The following is a 17,447-nucleotide window of genomic DNA, read 5'->3' on the forward strand; positions in this document are numbered from 1 at the left end:
CTCAGCAGGACGCGCTCACTAGGCTCCGCTCCATGGCCGGCGACCTCGACTCTGCGCTGGACCCGGCCTGCGTGCACGCGGTGTTCAAGGCCTACGACGTGCGGGGTCTCGCACCCGAGCAGATCGACCCGGCGCTGGCCCGGGCGACCGGGCGCGCGCACGCCCAGGTGACCGGCGCGGCGACCGTCGTGGTCGGCCACGACATGCGGCCGACGTCCCCGGCGTTGGCGGCCGCCTTCGCCGAGGGCGCCACCGAGGCCGGCGCCGACGTCGTCATGATCGGGCTCGCCTCGACCGACCAGCTCTACTTCGCCTCCGGCCACCTCGGCCTCCCGGGCGCGATGTTCACGGCCAGCCACAACCCGGCCGCCTACAACGGCATCAAGATGTGCCGCGCCGACGCCGTCCCGATCGGCATGGAGTCGGGGCTGGCCGAGATCCGCGACCTGGTCCTGTCACCGCGTCCGGTCCCCGGGCCGAGAGGGAGCATCAGCGAGCGTGACCTCCTGGAGGCCTACGCCGCCCACCTGCTGTCGCTCGCTCCGGTCTCGGGCCGGACCCTGACGGTGGTGGTCGACGCCGGCAACGGGATGGCGGGTCACACCGCGCCGGCCGTCTTCGCCCTGCTGGGCGACCAGGTGCGGCTGGTCCCCATGTACTTCGAGCTGGACGGGACCTTCCCCCACCACGAGGCCAACCCGATCGAGCCCGAGAACCTGCGTGATCTTCAGGCGCAGGTGCTGGCCGAGGGTGCCGACGTGGGGCTCGCCTTCGACGGCGACGCCGACCGGTGCTTCCTGGTCGACGAGCGCGGCCAGGCGGTCTCCCCGTCGGCACTGACCGGTCTCATCGCGGCCCGTGAGCTCGCCAAGGAGCCGGGCGCGACGGTGATCCACAACCTCATCACGAGCCGGGCGGTGCCCGAGCTGGTCCTCGAGCTCGGGGGCAACCCGGTCCGGACCCGGGTCGGTCACTCCTTCATCAAGGCCACGATGGCGGAGACGGACGCCGTGTTCGGCGGCGAGCACAGCGGTCACTTCTACTTCCGCGACTTCTGGAGGGCCGACTCCGGGATGCTCGCGGCGCTGCACGCCATGGCGGCACTCGCCGAGGCCGACGTCCCGCTCTCGGAGCTGCTCGCGACGTACGACCCCTACCCGGTGAGCGGCGAGATCAACTCGGAGGTCCGCGACCCCCAGTCGGTCATCGACGCGGTGGAGGCGGCGTACGCCGCGATGGACGGTGTCGACCTCGACCGTCTCGACGGGCTCACCGTCGCGCACGCGGACTGGACCTTCAACGTGAGACCGTCCAACACCGAACCACTGCTGCGTCTCAACGCCGAGGGCCGCGACACCGCGACCATGACCCGGGTGCGTGACGACGTGCTCGCGTTGATCCGAAGGGAAGGTTCCTGATGACTCCGCCCCTCAACCTGTCCGAGGAGCTCCTCGCGGTCATCGTCTGTCCCGACTGCCACGGCGACCTCGAGGTCGTGGAGGGCGCCGCAGACGGTGAGGGCGAGCTGGTCTGCCAGAGCTGCGGTCTCGCCTACCCGGTCCGCGACGACATCCCGGTGCTGCTGGTCGACGAGGCCCGGCGTCCCGACTGACTGCCGGCGGACGAGACCCACGATGAGCACCTGGTTCGACGAGTCGCGGCTGGACGACGAGACCGTGCTGGCCGCCGCAGACCAGCGGCTGCGCCAGCTCGCCGAGTCCGGAGCCCGGGTGCGGCTCCAGGCCGGCGAAGCGGCGGCGGCCACCGCGGAGGCGGTCGAGCGGTCCCGCGAGCTGGCCCGTCCCCGGGCGGTGATCGCCGCCGGCCCGGACTCGCGGCTGCTGCGGGCCGTGCTCGAACCCTGGTGCCCGGTCCCGTTCGTGGCCTGGCCCAACCCGGCCCTGCCCGGCTGGGCCGGCAGCCTCGACCTCGTGGTCGTGCTGGCGCCGGACGGCTCGGACGTCGGCACCGCCTCCGCGGTGGCCGAGGCCGTCCGGCGCGGCTGCCAGGTCGTGGTGGCGTGTCCCCCGAGCTCGATGGTCGCCGAGCACGCCGCGGGACGCTGGAGCACGATCCTGCCGACCACTGCCGGCGACCAGCTGGCCACCGCAGTCGTGATGCTGTCCTACCTCGACCAGGTCGCGCTCGGTCCGGCGGCGGACGCCGAGCAGGTCGCCCAGGCCCTCGACGACGTCGCGATCGCCTGCTCCCCGCACCGTGACCTGGCGGTCAACCCGGCCAAGGTGCTCGCCATCGCCCTGGCGGACTCCACCCCGCTGGTCTGGGGCGGGTCCGTGCTCGCGGCCCGGGCCGCGCGGCGCGTCGCGGAGTCGGTGCGCCGCGCGAGTGGCCGCACCGCACTGGCCGGCGACGCTGAGCATCTCCTCCCGGTCATCGAGGCGGCGCGCCCCCGCGACGTGTTCGACGACCCGTTCGCCGAGGGTCCCAGCGCCGAGCTCCGCCCGATGCTCGTCGTCCTCGACGACGGCGCCGAGGAGGCCGTGGTCCGTGAGCAGCGCGGCCGCCTGCAGGCAGCCGCCGCGGCCCGCGGCGTACGCGTCGAGACCGTGACGACCGAGGCGCCCACCGAGGTCGCCCGCTACGCCTCCTTGCTGCTGAGCGGCACCTACGCCGCGGCCTACCTGGGCATCGGCCTCGTCGAGGAGTGACCCTGGTCTCGCCCTTCTCGGCCCGAGCAGGGGGTTGAGGGTCCTCCCGGACGGGTAAGGCCCCACTGTGGTGAGAGATCCGTGGTTCGACAACGCCAAGATGGCGCTGGTGACCCTCGTGGTCCTGGGCCATGCCTGGACACTGCTGCCGCAGACCGGCGTCAACGAGGTTCTCTACGACGCGCTCTACGCGTGGCACGTCCCCGCATTCGTCTTCGTCACCGGCTACCTCTCGCGATCATTCGCCTACACGCCGGCCCGGATGTGGCAGCTCGTCCGCACGGTCGTCGTGCCCTACCTCATCTTCGAGTGCCTGCTCGCGCTGTTCCGGGTCCACGTCGGTGGCGAGAACCTCGAGCGGCTGTTCCAGAACCCCCACTGGCCGATGTGGTACCTCTCGGCGCTCTTCTTCTGGCGGCTGCTGACCCCGCTGTTCCGGGCGTTCCCGGCGGCCCTCGCGGTCGGCGTCGCGGTGGTCACCAGCCTGGTCGCCGGCGTGTGGGCGGGCGACACCTTCGACGCGGCGCGGGTCCTCGGCCTGCTCCCCTTCTTCGTGCTGGGGCTGCATGCCACCCCCGAGCGTCTCGCGTCGGTCTTCGATGTTGGTCGACGCAGGTGGGCGGCGGTGGCTCTGCTCGCCATCGGCGTCCTCGCCATCTGGACCGACCGGCTGGCGCGCACCGAGTGGCTCTACTACCGGGCGCGCTACGCCGAGCTCGACGTGAGCGACGCCCGCGCCCTGCTCACCCGAGCCGGGGTGGTGCTCGTCGGCCTGGTGGGTGCCTGGGCCTTCCTGACCCTGGTGCCGCGGGTCGCCGGCTGGTTCACCCGGATGGGCGCCTTCACGTTGGTGGTCTACCTCGTGCACGGCTTCTTCGTGCTCGGCGCCGAGTACGCCGGTCTGCCGACGTGGACCGGGGCCCACCCGGTGCTCGGGTTCGTCTCGGTGAGTGCCGCGGCCGTGTGCCTGGCGCTGCTGCTGGCCTGGCGTCCCATCGGCTCCCGCCTGCAGCACGTGGTCGACCCGTTCGCCGTGGCCGAGCACGAGGTCCGCAAGGCCGTCGACGTGACCGTCGCGCAGGAGGACGTGGGGGTGGGCCAGCACTTCGATGCGGAGAGTCCGGCTAGCCTTCCCGCCATGACAGCGACCGCAGGGACGCAGGAGAGCGGGCGGTGAGCGCAGGCCTCTTCGGCCTGCTGGACGACATCGCCGCTCTCGCGCGGCTCGCCGCCGCCTCGGTCGACGACGTCGGCGCCGCCGCCGGGCGTGCGAGCGCCAAGGCCGCCGGTGTGGTGGTCGACGACACCGCCGTCACCCCCCAGTACGTCCAGAACGTCGCGGCCAAGCGCGAGCTGCCGATCATCTGGAAGATCGCGCGCGGGTCGCTGCGCAACAAGCTCCTGTTCATCCTCCCCGGGGCCCTGGTCCTCAGCCAGTTCCTGCCGTGGCTGCTCACGCCGCTGCTGATGTGCGGCGGCACCTACCTCTGCTACGAGGGCGCCCACAAGATCTGGGAGCGGATCCGCCCACACGAGGAGCACCGCCCGGTGGCCACCGAGCAGGGCGCCATCGGCGCGGAGCACGAGGCGACGATGGTCGCGGGCGCGATCCGCACCGACTTCATCCTGTCCGCGGAGATCATGGTCATCGCTCTCAACGAGGTGGCCGACGAGTCTTTCGTGCCGCGGGCGATCATCCTGGCCGTCGTCGCCCTCGGCATCACCGCACTGGTCTACGGCGTGGTCGCGCTGATCGTGAAGATGGACGACGTGGGCCTGTCGCTGAGCCAGCGCAGGTCCGAGCTCGCCCGGCGGATCGGGGTCGGCATGGTCAAGGCCATGCCCGGCCTGCTCAACGTGATCTCGACCGTCGGCGTCGCGGCGATGGTCTGGGTCGGTGGCCACATCATCCTGGTCGGCCTGGACGACCTCGGCTGGCACTGGCTCTACGACGTGGTGCACCACTGGGAGGAGGACGTCCACCACTGGTTCGACGGAGCGCTGGCGTCGGTCGGGGCCGTCGCCGCGTGGCTGGTCAACACCCTGGCGTCGGCCATCCTGGGCCTGGTCGTCGGTGCCGTGGCCGTCGTGGTCATGCACTTCCTGCCGTTCGGTAATAAGCACGGTTCGGCTCACTGACGTCCGCCGCGGGAGTGGGAGTTTCGTCGGCCGGCCGATGAAACTCACGCCGGGACGACGAAGCATCATCGTCCCGGCGTGATTTCCGTGGTGTCAGCCCGCGCGGAGAGCCTGCATCGTGGTGATCGATTGCCGGAGACGGTCATCCAGCTGCTGCGGCTGATCCAGTTCGGACCAAACCACGCGGAACATCCGGTAGCCGGTGAGGTCCTCGAGCAGTCTTTCGCGAGCACGTTCAGCCTTGATCACATCGACGAGGGTCTGGCCAGGCTTCAACAGCCGTCCGTACTTCACCTTTCCGTCGAACTCGATCATCAGTCGCAGGTCGTGGAGAGCGAAGTCGACGATCCCGGCCACGCGACCGTCTGGTCGGCGCACCGTCCACTGGCACTGGGGCTCCGGGTATGACCAGTCATGCAGGAACAACCCCGTGCGTGTCTCGCCGACCGATGCCCGCTTGGCCCGAGCGAGATCGAGGCGAGAGGACAGGTCGACGGTCCCTGCCCACTCCCGCATGAGCGGATCCACAAGCCGCTGGCAGTCCTCACGGGTCGTCAGGCTCTGGTTCATGAACCAGTCCAGGACTGCCACTGCGCTGTCGCGGCCTGTCAGCACTGCGGTCTCCATCGCGTTGCGGGCTGGTGCAGTGATCCAGTGACCATCGCGGCGGCTCACATCGATGACCAGACACGTCCCCCGATGATGGGTGATGCCCGCCTGGGTGCGATCTCCCCGACCGAACAGGTTGGTCAGGTGCACGCTGGCCAGGTCGAGGCCCCAGGTGGGTCCACCCCGGCGTACGACGCCGCTGACATGAGACAGGGCGACGCGGTCGTCGTACTGACGCATCACTGCCCAGCTTCGGAGATCGTGGCGCTCGCTTGGTGATGCGGGTCGCCACACTCGAGCGTCGGCGTAGGCGCCCTGCCGCATGCGAATCAACGCCTGCGACCGGACCATGCGCCCGAGCCAGTTGTCGTCGAGGCCCCGCGCCAGCGCGTCGCGCCGGAGCAGAATCCCACGCTTGTCGAACAGGGAGTCAGTCATGTCGACACCGTGTCCAGCACAGCCGACAAGCGGCCCGAGCGCATACGCAGCCTGTGGACGGTTGCGGGCGACGTAAGCCTGTGGGCGCCGCCCGGCGTATCGCATCACCCGCCGACCACATAACCAACGGCTGGACGACGAACCTTCATCGTCCAGGCGTGGGATTTGCCGGCCGGCCGATGAATCTCTCCCGGGCCTCCAGCGGGTGCGCCGAGGATTCCTTCTCTTGGCGCCAGGCGTCCTACGCTCTTCCGGTCAGCGTGGGAGATCCCGTCAACGTGCAGATGCGCGACGCAGGCCTGACTCCACCGTTACGAGGAGACACACAGATGGACTTCAAGGTCGCCGACCTCAGCCTGGCCGACTTCGGCCGCACCGAGATCTCTCTCGCCGAGCACGAGATGCCCGGCCTGATGGCCATGCGCGAGCGCTACGGCGACTCCAAGCCGCTGGCCGGTGCCCGGATCGCGGGCTCGCTGCACATGACGATCCAGACCGCGGTCCTCATCGAGACCCTGGTCGCGCTGGGCGCCGAGGTCCGCTGGGCGTCCTGCAACATCTTCTCGACCCAGGACCACGCGGCCGCGGCCGTCGCCGTCGGTCCCACCGGCACCGTGGAGGCTCCCGCCGGGGTCCCGGTCTTCGCGTGGAAGGGCGAGACCCTGGAGGAGTACTGGTGGTGCACCCAGCAGATCCTCATGTGGCCCGACGGCCCCGACGGCTCGAAGCGCTTCGCCAACATGATCCTCGACGACGGCGGTGACGCCACCCTGCTCGTCCACCTCGGCGTCGAGATGGAGAAGACCGGCGTCGCGCCTGACCCGGCCTCGGCCAAGAGCTACGAGCAGAAGGTCATCTTCGACGTGCTCAACGCCTCCCTCGCGGAGACCAAGGAGCGCTGGACGCCCATCGCGGGCGAGATCAAGGGCGTCACCGAGGAGACCACCACCGGCGTGCTGCGTCTCTACGACATGATGAAGGAGGGCTCGCTGCTCTTCCCGGCCATCAACGTCAACGACTCGGTCACCAAGTCCAAGTTCGACAACAAGTACGGCTGCCGCCACTCCCTGATCGACGGCATCAACCGCGCCACCGACGTGCTCATCGGCGGCAAGGTCGCGGTCGTCTGCGGCTACGGCGACGTCGGCAAGGGCTGCGCCGAGTCCCTGCGCGGCCAGGGCGCTCGCGTCATCATCACCGAGATCGACCCCATCTGCGCGCTCCAGGCCGCGATGGACGGCTACCAGGTCGACACCCTCGACAACGTCCTCGACGTCGCCGACATCGTGATCACCGCGACCGGCAACAAGGACGTCGTCACCGTCGAGCAGATGTCGAAGATGAAGCACCAGGCGATCCTGGGCAACATCGGCCACTTCGACAACGAGATCGACATGGCCGGCCTGGAGGCCGAAGGCGTCGCCACCCGCAAGAACGTCAAGCCGCAGGTCGACGTCTGGACCTTCCCTTCCGGCAACTCGATCATCGTGCTCTCCGAGGGCCGGCTGATGAACCTCGGCAACGCGACCGGCCACCCGTCGTTCGTCATGTCCAACTCCTTCACCAACCAGGTGCTCGCGCAGATCGAGATCTTCACCAAGCCCGAGGACTACCCGGTCGGCGTCTACGTGCTGCCCAAGCACCTCGACGAGGAGGTCGCCCGGCTGCACCTCGGCTCCCTCGGCGTCAACCTCACCGAGCTGACCGCCGACCAGGCGGCCTACCTCGGTGTCGACGTCAACGGCCCGTACAAGTCGAACCACTACAGGTACTGAATACCCTCGTGAACTTCGGCCCCCAGGCCGCGACGACGCTCGCTCCGCTTCGCGGGCTTCGCAGTCGTCACGGCCGCGGGGGCCGATCACGAGGCGCGCTCGCTGCGCTCGCCATCGCACGCCGCGGTCGCTCCGCTCCCTGGCTCGCAGCTGGCGACCCGGACTTCGCTCGCAACCGATCGGGTCAGCCCGGGGGCGCAGGACGCCCAGGCTGGCACACTTGAGTTCATGACCGCAGCACCAGCGATCGACCCGACCAAGGGACGCGTTCTCGTCGTCGACGATGACGCGTCGCTGGCCGAGATGCTCACCATCGTGCTGCGCCAGGAAGGCTTCGACGCCCGCTCGGTCACCCGCGGCGACCAGGCGATGGAGCACTTCCGCGACTATCGGCCCGACGTCGTCCTGCTCGACCTGATGCTGCCCGGCAAGGACGGCATCGACGTGTGCAAGGAGATCCGCGCCGAGTCCGGCGTCCCCATCGTGATGCTCACCGCCAAGGGCGACACGGTCGACGTCGTGGTCGGGCTGGAGTCGGGTGCCGACGACTACGTCGTCAAGCCGTTCAAGCCCAAGGAGCTGATCGCCCGCATCCGGGCGCGGGTCCGTCGCCTCGACGGCAACAACCAGGAGTCGCTGGTGATCGGCGACCTCGCCATCGACGTGGCAGGTCACTCCGTGACGCGCGGTGACGTCCCGATCGCCCTGACGCCGCTGGAGTTCGACCTGCTCGTGTGCCTGGCCCGCAAGCCGTGGCAGGTGTTCACCCGTGAGGTCCTGCTCGAGCAAGTCTGGGGCTACCGGCACGCGGCCGACACCAGGCTGGTCAACGTGCACGTCCAGAGGCTCCGGTCCAAGGTCGAGCACGACCCCGAGAACCCGGAGATCGTCGTCACCGTGCGCGGCGTCGGCTACAAGGCCGGGAAGCCGTAGCCGCAATGCTGCGCGCCCGTGCGCCGCGCCGGCCGCCCACGGCCGTACGCCGGGCGCTCACGTTCTGGCGGCGGTCGATCCAGGCCCGGGTCGTGGTCAGCACGGTGCTCCTCTCAGCGGTCGTGGTCAGCGGCGTCGGGTGGCTGCTGCTGCAGCAGACCCGCGACGGACTCCTCCAACACCGGGTCGACGTGGTGCTGGCCGAGGTCGCCGACGAGGTCGACGAGGCCAACGAGCGGCTCGCCGAGACCCCGGCGACCGACCCCGACCCGACCGCGCAGCGGCGCGGCCTGGTCGACCTCATCGTGCAGCGCGGCGCGACGCGTGGCTACCAGGTGGTGGTCGCCGGCCCGGTCGGCAGCGAGACGGGTTCCATCGCGAGAGGCGGCACCGAGTCCAGCCTGCACCTCGACCTGGCCAGCGTGCCGCCTCGGCTCGAGGAGCACTTCTCCGCGATCCGCAACGAGTCCGCTTGGACCTACACCAGGATCGGCACGACCGGCGACGACGGCGCCGTCGTGGGCAGCGAGCCCGGGATCGTGGTCGGTTCGCAGGTCGCGCTACCGGCCGACGGCCGCACCTACACGCTGTATTTCCTGTTCCCGCTCGACGAGGAGCAGCAGACCATGGGCCTGGTCACCCGGGCGATGCTGACCGCCGGCGGCCTGCTGGTGGTCCTGATCGGGCTGCTGACGTGGCTGGTCGCTCGCCAGGTCGTCACCCCGATCCGGCTGGCCCGCCGGGTGGCCGAGCGGCTGGCGGCCGGCCGGCTCACGGAGCGGCTCCGGGTGACCGGTGAGGACGACCTGGCCCGCCTGGCGACCTCGTTCAACCAGATGGCCACCAACCTCCAGCGCCAGATCCGCCAGCTGGAGGAGCTGAGCCGGGTCCAACGCCGGTTCGTGTCGGACGTCTCCCACGAGCTGCGGACACCGCTCACGACCGTACGGATGGCCGGCGACGTGCTTCACGACGCCCGCGACGAGTTCGACCCTGCCACCGCCCGGGCGGCCGAGCTCCTGCAGACCGAGCTCGACCGCTTCGAGACGCTGCTCGCCGACCTGCTCGAGATCAGCCGCTTCGACGCGGGCGCGGCCGTCCTCGAGCTCGACGACGTCAACCTCGTCGACGTCGCGCACCGGGTCGTCGAGGCGACTCGGCCGCTGGCCGAGCAGCGCGACGTGCGGATCGTGGTCCGCGCCCCCGACCACCCCTGTCTCGCGCAGGCCGACGTACGACGGGTCGAGCGCATCGTGCGCAACCTGGTCACCAACGCCATCGACCACGCCCGCCGGCCGCCGGGCGAGTCGGACGACGGCGTGATCCCGGAGGTCGTTGTGACGGTGGCCGCCGACGAGCAGGCAGCGGCGGTCGCGGTCCGCGACTACGGCATCGGCCTGGCGCCGGGGGAGTCGTCGATGGTCTTCAACCGGTTCTGGCGGGCCGACCCGGCGCGGGCGCGCACCAGTGGCGGCACGGGCCTCGGGCTGTCGATCTCCCAGGAGGACGCCCACCTGCACGGCGGCTGGCTCCAGGCGTGGGGCCGGCTGGGCGAAGGGTCGCAGTTCCGGCTGACGCTCCCGCGCCGCGTCGGCGACGTCCTGCGGCAGAGCCCGCTGCCGCTGGTGCCCGCCGACGCCCCGGAGCCGGTCGGATGAGGCGCGTCCCGGCCCTGGTCGCGGGCCTGCTCGGCGCGCTCCTGCTCACCGGCTGCATCGGACTCCCGGACGACGGGCCGGTCGAGGAGGCGCGGACCTCCGGCAGCGGCACCCGCGCCGACGCCATGGCGATCAACCCGCGTGGGCCGCAGCCCGGCCAGTCCGCCAGCGAGGTGGTCAAGGGCTTCCTCGACGCGATGCAGGCCACGCCGATCCGCACGGACGTGGCCCGGGAGTTCCTCGCCGCGGAGTTCCGAGAGGCCTGGGACCCCCGGGCGACGATCGTCTACGACAGCACATCGCTCCCCAGGCCCAGCTCTCTGGCGGGCGACCTCGTCGACGTCACGCTGACCGGTGCCGACCGGATCGACGAACGGGGCTCCTGGCAGGGTGCCGTCGAGGGCGACCTGAGCTTCCGGGTCATCAAGGAGAGCGGCGAGGCTCGGATCGCCGACCCGGCCAACGCCCTCATCGTCCCGCAGAGCTGGTATGCCCAGCGATTCCGGCAGGTCTCTCTCTACTTCTTCGACCCGACCTCGCAGGTGCTCGTCCCCGACCCGGTGTTCGTGCCGCGCGCCTCCGACCTCGCCTCGACGCTGGTCCAGCGCCTCATCGCGGGTCCGGCACCGGAGCTCACCGACTACGCCCGCAACGCGCTGCCCGCAGGCGCCGACCCGGAGATCTCGGTGCCGGTGACCGACGACGGGCTCGCCAGGGTGGATCTCGAGGGCGACGTGACCATGCCCGGGCTGGTCGACCGGGGGTTGCTGGTGGCCCAGCTCGCCTGGACCCTGCGCCAGGACCCGTCTGTCGAACGACTGCGCGTCACGGTGGACGGGGAGCTGGTCACCGCGACGGGGCAGCCGGAGGTGCCGGTGACCGCCGGCGAGGCGTTCGCCCCGTTCGTGGCGACTGCCAACAAGCTCCTGTTCGGGCTCGACGACGGCCGGATGGTCTCGGGGGTTGCTCAGGACCTGGCCACGGTCATCGGACCGTTCGGCCAGACCGACTTCGGCCTCCGGTCGATCACGCCCGACCTCAGCGCCTCGCAGGCAGCGGGAGTCACCTCCGACGGCAGCGTCATGTACGTCGGGCCGGTGCGCGAGTCCGTCGCGACCGGGCAGGTCACCCCCGTCGTCACCGGAGCCGCTGACCTGCTGGTGCCCGCCTGGGACTTCAGCAACCGGTTGTGGCTGGTCGACCGCCGGCCGGAGGGTGCCGTCGTGACCTACCTGCGTGAGGGGCGGACGGAGGAGATCGTGATCCGGGGGGTCACCGGCCGGGACGTGAAGTCGTTCCTGGTCTCCCGCGACGGGTCCCGGTTCGTCGCGGTGCTCCGGGGAGACACGGAGGACGTGATCGTGGTGAGCCGCCTGCTCCAGGATGCCGAGGGCAGGGTGGAGGGTGCCCTCGAGGCTCGCCGGGTCGACGTCGAGGGCGGTCGCGGGCTGCGGATCCGCGACATCACCTGGCTCTCGCCGACCAGCATCGTGGTGCTGCACCCGATCGGCCAGCGGCTCTTCCAGGTCCGGAGCGCGTCGGTCGACGGTGCTCCTGCCGACGTCGACGACCTGTCCATGACCATCGATGACCGGGTCCTCGGGCTGGTGGGGTCTCCCGATCCCGAGCAGAGCACGTATGCGATCGTCCGCGGCGGGCTCATCGACATCTTGGGCTCCTCCGGCGGCGACCTGGACGTTGCGCCCGGTATCACCAGCCTGGGCTACGTCGGTTGAGGTTTCGCCCCGAGGAACGAGGAGCGAAACCACTCAACCGAGGTCGAGCAAGCCGCCGTTCTCCACAAGATGGGCGACCGTAGTTGTTCCGCAGCACCTGTTGCGGTCGGCTGGGGCGCATGACCTGGCTGACCGCTGCCGCCGCCGACCTGCTGCTCGGCGGCCGCTGCGTCGGCTGCGGGGAGCCTGGGCGCCCGCTCTGCTCGCCCTGCCGGGCCGACCTCCCCTGCGCGGCGTACCAGGCGTGGCCGGACCCGGTGCCCGACGGCCTGGCGCAGCCGTGGGCGAGCGCGGCGTACGAAGGTGTGGCCCGCGACCTCGTGCTCGGCCTCAAGGAGCGGCGGCTGCTCGGCCTGGTCGGTCCCGTGGGCGAGCTGCTGGCGACGTCGGTCCGGGGCGCGTCACCGCCCGGTCCGGTCGTGCTCGTGCCGGTGCCGTCGCGTCGGGCGACCGTGCGGGCTCGCGGCCACGACCCGACGTGGGCGATCACCTCGCGGGCGGCCCGGCTGCTGACCGGTGCTGGGCGCGACGTCATCGCGCAGCGGCTGCTGCACCTGCGGCCCGGTGTGGTGGACCAGGCCGGACTCGGGGCGGAGATGCGGGCGGTCAACCTGGCCGGGTCGATGACGTGTCCGGCCGCGGGGCTGCGGCGTCTCGGCGGCCGCCGGTCCCGGGTCCGGGCGGTGGTTTGTGACGACGTCCTGACCACCGGGTCCACCGCCCGCGAGGCCCAGCGCGCCCTCGAGGCGGTCGGCGTAGAGGTCGCCGGGGTGGCCGTCGTCGCGGCCACCCGCCGGCGTTCGCCAAGAAGCGTCTGAGGATCTGGGACTTCCCTTTCGGTAGGTGGGGAGGGGCGGTACGGTCGAATCCACCCCCGTCGGAAGGAGCCGCGCACCTGCCCCTGCATCTCGGCCAGCCCAGGAAAGTCCCGACGAGGAGGTTCACATGGAAGTTGTGGTCACTGGACGGCACATCGAGCTCAGCGAGCGTTATCGGGCTCATGTGGAGGAGAAGCTGGGTCGGCTGGAGAAGCACGACCACCGGATCATCCGGGTGCAGGTCGAGGTGGAGCACGAACGGAATCCGCGGCAGCACGACCGCGCCGTGCGCCTCGAGCTGACGGCGTTCTCCAAGGGGCCGGTGATCAGGGCCGAGGCCTGCGCGGCCGACAAGATGGCGGCGCTCGACCTCGCGCTGGACAAGATGGCGGCGCAGATGCGGCGGGCCGCCGACCGCCGCCGGGTCCACCACGGCCGGCACGCACCGGTCTCGGTCGGCCAGGCGCTCGCGGGGCAGGAAGGACTCGCTCCCGACGACGCCGGCGACGACGCCACGGTGATCCACGAGCGTCAGGTCGGACCCATCACGGTCACCGGTGACGGCCCTCTCGTGGTGCGGGAGAAGACCCACCCGGCGAGCCCGATGACCCTCGACCAGGCCCTCTACGAGATGGAGCTGGTCGGCCACGACTTCTACCTGTTCGTGGACAAGGAGAGCGAGCGTCCCTCGGTCGTCTACCGCCGGCGCGGCTACGACTACGGGGTCATCTCGCTCGACGTCGACCAGTAGCTCGACCAGTCGGTCGAGCCCCAGGTCTTCACCCCAAAGGGTGATCAGATCGGGGCTGGCCCGAACGGGTCACTCGGATGATGCGCGCCATGCCCCGTTCGTGCCCCCATAGCGGCACCTCGGACCCCCCAGCCGTGTCATGATGGCCGGGTGGCTGACATGAACAGCAACGGGGTGGAGCCAATCAGGATCCTCGTCGTCGACGACCAGGAGCTCTTCCGTCGGGGACTCACGATGCTGCTGGCTGCCGAGCAGGGCATCGAGGTCGTCGGCGAGGCCGGCGACGGGCTCGAGGGGACGAGTCTGGCCGCGACCGCCGCGCCCGACGTCGTCCTTCTGGACATCCGGATGCCCAAGCGCTCCGGGATCGAGGCGTGCCTCGCGATCAAGGAGGCCGTCCCGTCGGCCAAGATCCTGATCCTGACCGTCTCCGACGAGGAGGCCGACCTCTACGAGGCCGTCAAGAGCGGAGCCTCCGGCTACCTGCTCAAGGACTCCTCCATCGAGGAGGTCGCCCAGGCCATCCGCGTGGTCGCCGACGGTCAGTCGCTGATCAGCCCGTCGATGGCGGTCAAGCTCATCGACGAGTTCAAGCAGATGTCGCGGCCCGAGCGCGAGCACGTCCCGGGGCTCAAGCTCACCGACCGTGAGCTCGAGGTGCTCCGTCTCGTCGCCAGGGGGATGAACAACCGGGAGATCGCCCGCGACCTCTTCATCTCCGAGAACACCGTCAAGAACCACGTCCGCAACATCCTGGAGAAGCTCCAGCTCCACTCGCGGATGGAAGCCGTGATGTACGCAGTGAAGGAAAAGCTGCTCGACCTGCCGTGACTGGATACCCCCGCGAGCTTCGACCCGGACCCACGACGGACGCTCGCTCCGCTTCGCGGGCTTCGCAGTCCATCGTGGGCACCGGGCCGATCGCGGGGCGCGCGCTCCGCGCATCGCTCGCTCCGCTCGCCCGTGCCACTCGGGCTGACGCTGTCGGTCGTGCGTGGTTGAGTGCAACCCGTGCAGACCCTGAGCCGCCGCCAGGCGCGTCGGATCGCGCTGGCGGCCCAGGGGTTCAAGGACCCCCGCCACACCTCGCCCACCATGCGCACGTTCAGCCGGACCCTGGCGCGCACCGGGGTGCTGCAGGTCGACTCGGTCAACGTGCTCCAGCGCGCGCACTACATGCCGGTGTTCTCGCGGATCGGTCCCTACGACACCGCGCTGCTGCACCGGGCCTCGGAGAAGGCGCCGCGGCGGATCGTCGAATACTGGGCGCACGTCCAGGCGTTCATGCCGGTGGACCTCTGGCCCGTCATGCAGCACCGGATGGCGTCCTACCGCGCCAAGCAGGGCAAGTGGTGGCGTGGCGTGCCGGACGAGGTCCTGTCGGTGCTGCTGGCCGAGATCACCCAGCGGGGGGCGTCGACGGCGCGCGACCTGGAGGCGATGGTCGACGCCGGTCCGCGCCGCAAGGACCACTGGGGGTGGAACTGGTCGCAGGCGCGCAAGGGACTCGACTTCCTCTACATGGTGGGTGACCTAGCGATCGCCGGGCGCACCAGCCAGTTCGAGGTTCGCTACGACCTGCCCGAGCGGGTGATCCCCGCCGAGGTCCTGGCCCGCCCGACACCTTCCCTGGAGGAGGCTGAGCGCGAGCTGGTCCGGCGCGCGGCGGCGTCCCACGGCGTCGGCACGCTCAAGTGCCTCGCGGACTACTACCGGACCACCCAGGCGCCGGTGAAGAAGGCCGTCGAGCAGTTGGTCGAGGAGGGCGAGCTGGTCCCGGTCCGGGTCGAGGGGTGGAACAAGCCGGCCTTCCTGCACCGGGACGCGGCCCTGCCGCGCAAGGTCGACGCCCGGGCACTCCTGAGCCCGTTCGACCCGGTCGTCTGGGAGCGGGAGCGCACCGAGCGGCTCTTCGACTTCTTCTACCGGATCGAGATCTATACCCCGCCCGACAAGCGCGTGCACGGCTACTACGTGCTGCCGTTCCTGCTCCGCGACGAGATCGTCGCGCGCGTGGACCTCAAGGCCGACCGCGCGACGGGCACGCTGCTGGTCAAGTCCGCCTGGGCCGAGGACGGCGCCCCGGACGACACGGCCGAGGAGCTGAGCGAGGAGCTGCGAGTGCTCGCCGCCTGGCTCGGGCTCGACGACATCAGGGTCGAGGCGAAGGGCGACCTGGCGCCGCAGCTGCGTCCCTGACCAGCTCCTCCACGACGTCCGCACCCCGAAGAGCGCCCGGGTAGCGGCGTACCTCGTCCCCGAGCCGGGCCGCGGCCGCCCGGTGCGGGCCGTCCGCGAGCAGCTCCTGGACCAACGGCCGGATCCGGTCCGCCGGCGCCCGTTTGCGTACGACCCGGCCGGCTCCGGCCTGCTCGAGGCTGCGCCCGACATGCGGTTGGTCGGTCAGCCGGTCCATCGGCATGACGAGCACGGGCAGGTCGTGGGCCAGCGCCTGCATCGTGGTGCCGTGCCCGCCGTGGCCGATGACCAGGTCCACGCGCGGCATCAGCTCGACGTGCGGCACGTAGCGGTGGACCTCCGTCCCAGGGGCGACGTCGAGCGACGCCGGGTCGACGGCCGGGCCGGTCGTCACGACGACGTGCGCGCCGAGGTCACGGGTGGCGTCGACCACGGCCTGCAGGCACTCACGCATCCTGGGGAACGCGAAGGTGCTGAGGCTGACCAACACGGTCGGCACGTCGTTCGGCCGGCGCTCCGCGACCGGCACGACCGGTCCGATCCTGTGGAGGTTGGCCGGTGGCGCCGGCATCGGGTCGAGGCTGGGGATGGTGGACAGCAGCCGGGCCGCGGCCTGGTCGAGCGCCTGGTGGGGGCGGAGTCGCCGCACCCTCAGGCTCAACCCCATCGGGCCACCCAGGATCCCGCGGCGGTAGACGCGGTCGAACATGTGCTCCAGGACCGCGTAGTGCAGTCCGGCATCGGCGGCGGCCCGCATCGCCCCGAACATGAGACCGTCCACGACGACCAGGTCGGCCGGTCGCCGGGTCACCTCGTCGAGCAGGTCTCGCCCCATGCCCCGGTCGCCGAACGTCGCCATCATGGCGAGCGGGGAGTAGTCGCGGACGTTGTCGAAGTCGCGCGCATGTCGTGGCCGGACGGTCTCGAACCCGGCCTCGGTCAGGGAGTCGAGCTGGGCGGTATGGCCCAGGAACCGGACCGCATGGCCGCGAGAGACGAGCTCGCGGGCGATCCCGGTCGCCGGCGGCACGTTGCCGCCGCCGTCCCAGGTCACGAACAGGAGGTCGGCCATCTCAGGACTCCTTGCCGGGTGCGGGGCTGGTGCGTAGGAGCGCGCCCACGAGGTCGTGCATGCGTCGTTCGGTGAGGGCCCGGGAGTGCCCGCGGTCGAGGCGCAGCAGCTTCCAGGTGTAGACGTCGGTGGCCACGACCAGCAGGTCGAGGAGCCCCACGTCGTCGGTGGCGGGGGAGAAGGCGTCCCGGACCCAGGCCCGGTGCATCGCCTTGCCGCGGTCTGTCGCCTGGCGGGCGACGTCGTCATGGTCCTCCTGGGCCAGCATCAGCAGCGCCGTGCGGCCGCGGCGTTCGTAGTGGTCGACGACACTGCGCACCGCGGCCTCGGCGTCTCCAGGGGGCGTGCGGCGCTCGTCCTCGGTGTCGCGCATCGCGGCGTCCATGGCCGCGGCGAAGAGGCCGTCCCGGTTGCCGTACTGGCGCAGCACCGTCTTGACGCTGACGCCGGCGCGCTCGGCGACCGCGTCGAGGGTGATCTCCGCGAACGGCCGCTCGCTCGCCAGCCCGACCACGGCCTCGACGATCCGCCTGCGGGTCGCCTCGGCGGCCTCCGCCCGGGTGGTCATCGTGTAGGAGCGTGTCGTTTTCATGTCAGTAGCAGTGGACACCAATACTGGATTGATGTCAATGGCCGTGGACATGAAATCT

The 17,447-nt window shown here is 70.9% G+C and carries 16 protein-coding genes; 13 read left to right on the forward strand and 3 right to left on the reverse strand.

Going from position 1 to position 17,447, the window contains the following annotated elements:
• Window positions 1-32 precede the first annotated feature (32 nt).
• From ACYVC6_RS13460 to ACYVC6_RS13480, 5 genes are all read left to right on the forward strand, one after another.
• Window positions 33-1,418 (forward strand): phosphomannomutase/phosphoglucomutase, encoded by a 1,386-nt coding sequence (locus ACYVC6_RS13460; RefSeq protein WP_460714865.1) that lies wholly within the window; start codon window positions 33-35, stop codon window positions 1,416-1,418.
• Window positions 1,418-1,612 (forward strand): Trm112 family protein, encoded by a 195-nt coding sequence (locus tag ACYVC6_RS13465; RefSeq protein WP_460714867.1) that lies wholly within the window; start codon window positions 1,418-1,420, stop codon window positions 1,610-1,612. The genes ACYVC6_RS13460 and ACYVC6_RS13465 overlap by 1 nt, the downstream gene beginning before the upstream one ends.
• A gap of 22 nt (window positions 1,613-1,634) precedes the next feature.
• Window positions 1,635-2,669 carry an SIS domain-containing protein gene (locus ACYVC6_RS13470; RefSeq protein ID WP_460714869.1) on the forward strand — a complete coding sequence of 345 codons (1,035 nt, stop codon included), beginning with the start codon at window positions 1,635-1,637 and terminating at the stop codon, window positions 2,667-2,669.
• A 70-nt stretch (window positions 2,670-2,739) separates the two neighbouring features.
• On the forward strand, window positions 2,740-3,846 hold the full coding sequence (locus tag ACYVC6_RS13475; protein ID WP_460714871.1) for an acyltransferase family protein: 1,107 nt from the start codon (window positions 2,740-2,742) through the stop codon (window positions 3,844-3,846).
• Window positions 3,843-4,808 (forward strand): DUF808 domain-containing protein, encoded by a 966-nt coding sequence (locus tag ACYVC6_RS13480; protein WP_460714873.1) that lies wholly within the window; start codon window positions 3,843-3,845, stop codon window positions 4,806-4,808. Before ACYVC6_RS13475 ends, ACYVC6_RS13480 begins: the two co-directional genes overlap by 4 nt.
• 93 nt (window positions 4,809-4,901) lie before the next feature.
• Here ACYVC6_RS13480 and ACYVC6_RS13485 read toward each other — a convergent pair whose 3' ends face one another.
• A complete protein-coding gene (locus ACYVC6_RS13485) occupies window positions 4,902-5,855 on the reverse strand; it encodes a PDDEXK family nuclease (RefSeq protein WP_460714875.1) in 954 nt (317 codons plus the stop codon).
• A gap of 329 nt (window positions 5,856-6,184) precedes the next feature.
• Between ACYVC6_RS13485 and ahcY the strand changes: the two genes are divergently transcribed.
• From ahcY to ACYVC6_RS13525, 8 genes are all read left to right on the forward strand, one after another.
• On the forward strand, window positions 6,185-7,630 hold the full coding sequence (gene ahcY / locus ACYVC6_RS13490; RefSeq protein WP_460714877.1) for an adenosylhomocysteinase: 1,446 nt from the start codon (window positions 6,185-6,187) through the stop codon (window positions 7,628-7,630).
• A 228-nt stretch (window positions 7,631-7,858) separates the two neighbouring features.
• Entirely contained in the window at window positions 7,859-8,563 is a 705-nt protein-coding gene (gene mtrA / locus ACYVC6_RS13495; RefSeq protein ID WP_460714880.1) for an MtrAB system response regulator MtrA, read from the forward strand.
• Between the two features lie 5 nt (window positions 8,564-8,568).
• Complete coding sequence (gene mtrB, locus ACYVC6_RS13500; protein WP_460714882.1) at window positions 8,569-10,221, forward strand: MtrAB system histidine kinase MtrB; 1,653 nt, start codon at window positions 8,569-8,571, stop codon at window positions 10,219-10,221.
• A complete protein-coding gene (locus ACYVC6_RS13505) occupies window positions 10,218-11,957 on the forward strand; it encodes an LpqB family beta-propeller domain-containing protein (RefSeq protein WP_460714884.1) in 1,740 nt (579 codons plus the stop codon). The genes mtrB and ACYVC6_RS13505 overlap by 4 nt, the downstream gene beginning before the upstream one ends.
• A 119-nt stretch (window positions 11,958-12,076) precedes the next feature.
• Complete coding sequence (locus ACYVC6_RS13510; protein WP_460714886.1) at window positions 12,077-12,775, forward strand: ComF family protein; 699 nt, start codon at window positions 12,077-12,079, stop codon at window positions 12,773-12,775.
• Between the two features lie 127 nt (window positions 12,776-12,902).
• The gene (hpf, locus tag ACYVC6_RS13515; protein WP_460714888.1) at window positions 12,903-13,526 is read left to right on the forward strand and encodes a ribosome hibernation-promoting factor, HPF/YfiA family; all 624 of its coding nucleotides are present in this window, start codon (window positions 12,903-12,905) and stop codon (window positions 13,524-13,526) included.
• Between the two features lie 159 nt (window positions 13,527-13,685).
• A complete protein-coding gene (locus ACYVC6_RS13520; protein ID WP_460715340.1) occupies window positions 13,686-14,357 on the forward strand; it encodes a response regulator in 672 nt (223 codons plus the stop codon).
• 180 nt (window positions 14,358-14,537) lie between these two features.
• Window positions 14,538-15,725 (forward strand): winged helix-turn-helix domain-containing protein, encoded by a 1,188-nt coding sequence (locus ACYVC6_RS13525; protein ID WP_460714890.1) that lies wholly within the window; start codon window positions 14,538-14,540, stop codon window positions 15,723-15,725.
• Here the strand turns inward: ACYVC6_RS13525 and ACYVC6_RS13530 are convergent.
• Both ACYVC6_RS13530 and ACYVC6_RS13535 read right to left on the reverse strand, forming a co-directional pair.
• Entirely contained in the window at window positions 15,679-16,797 is a 1,119-nt protein-coding gene (locus tag ACYVC6_RS13530) for a glycosyltransferase (protein ID WP_460714892.1), read from the reverse strand. The two genes, ACYVC6_RS13525 and ACYVC6_RS13530, sit on opposite strands and share 47 nt — an antisense overlap.
• 1 nt (window position 16,798) lies before the next feature.
• Window positions 16,799-17,389: a TetR/AcrR family transcriptional regulator gene (locus ACYVC6_RS13535; RefSeq protein WP_460714894.1), complete on the reverse strand. Its 591-nt coding sequence runs from the start codon at window positions 17,387-17,389 to the stop codon at window positions 16,799-16,801.
• Window positions 17,390-17,447 lie beyond the last annotated feature (58 nt).

This window comes from Nocardioides dilutus (assembly GCF_054779555.1).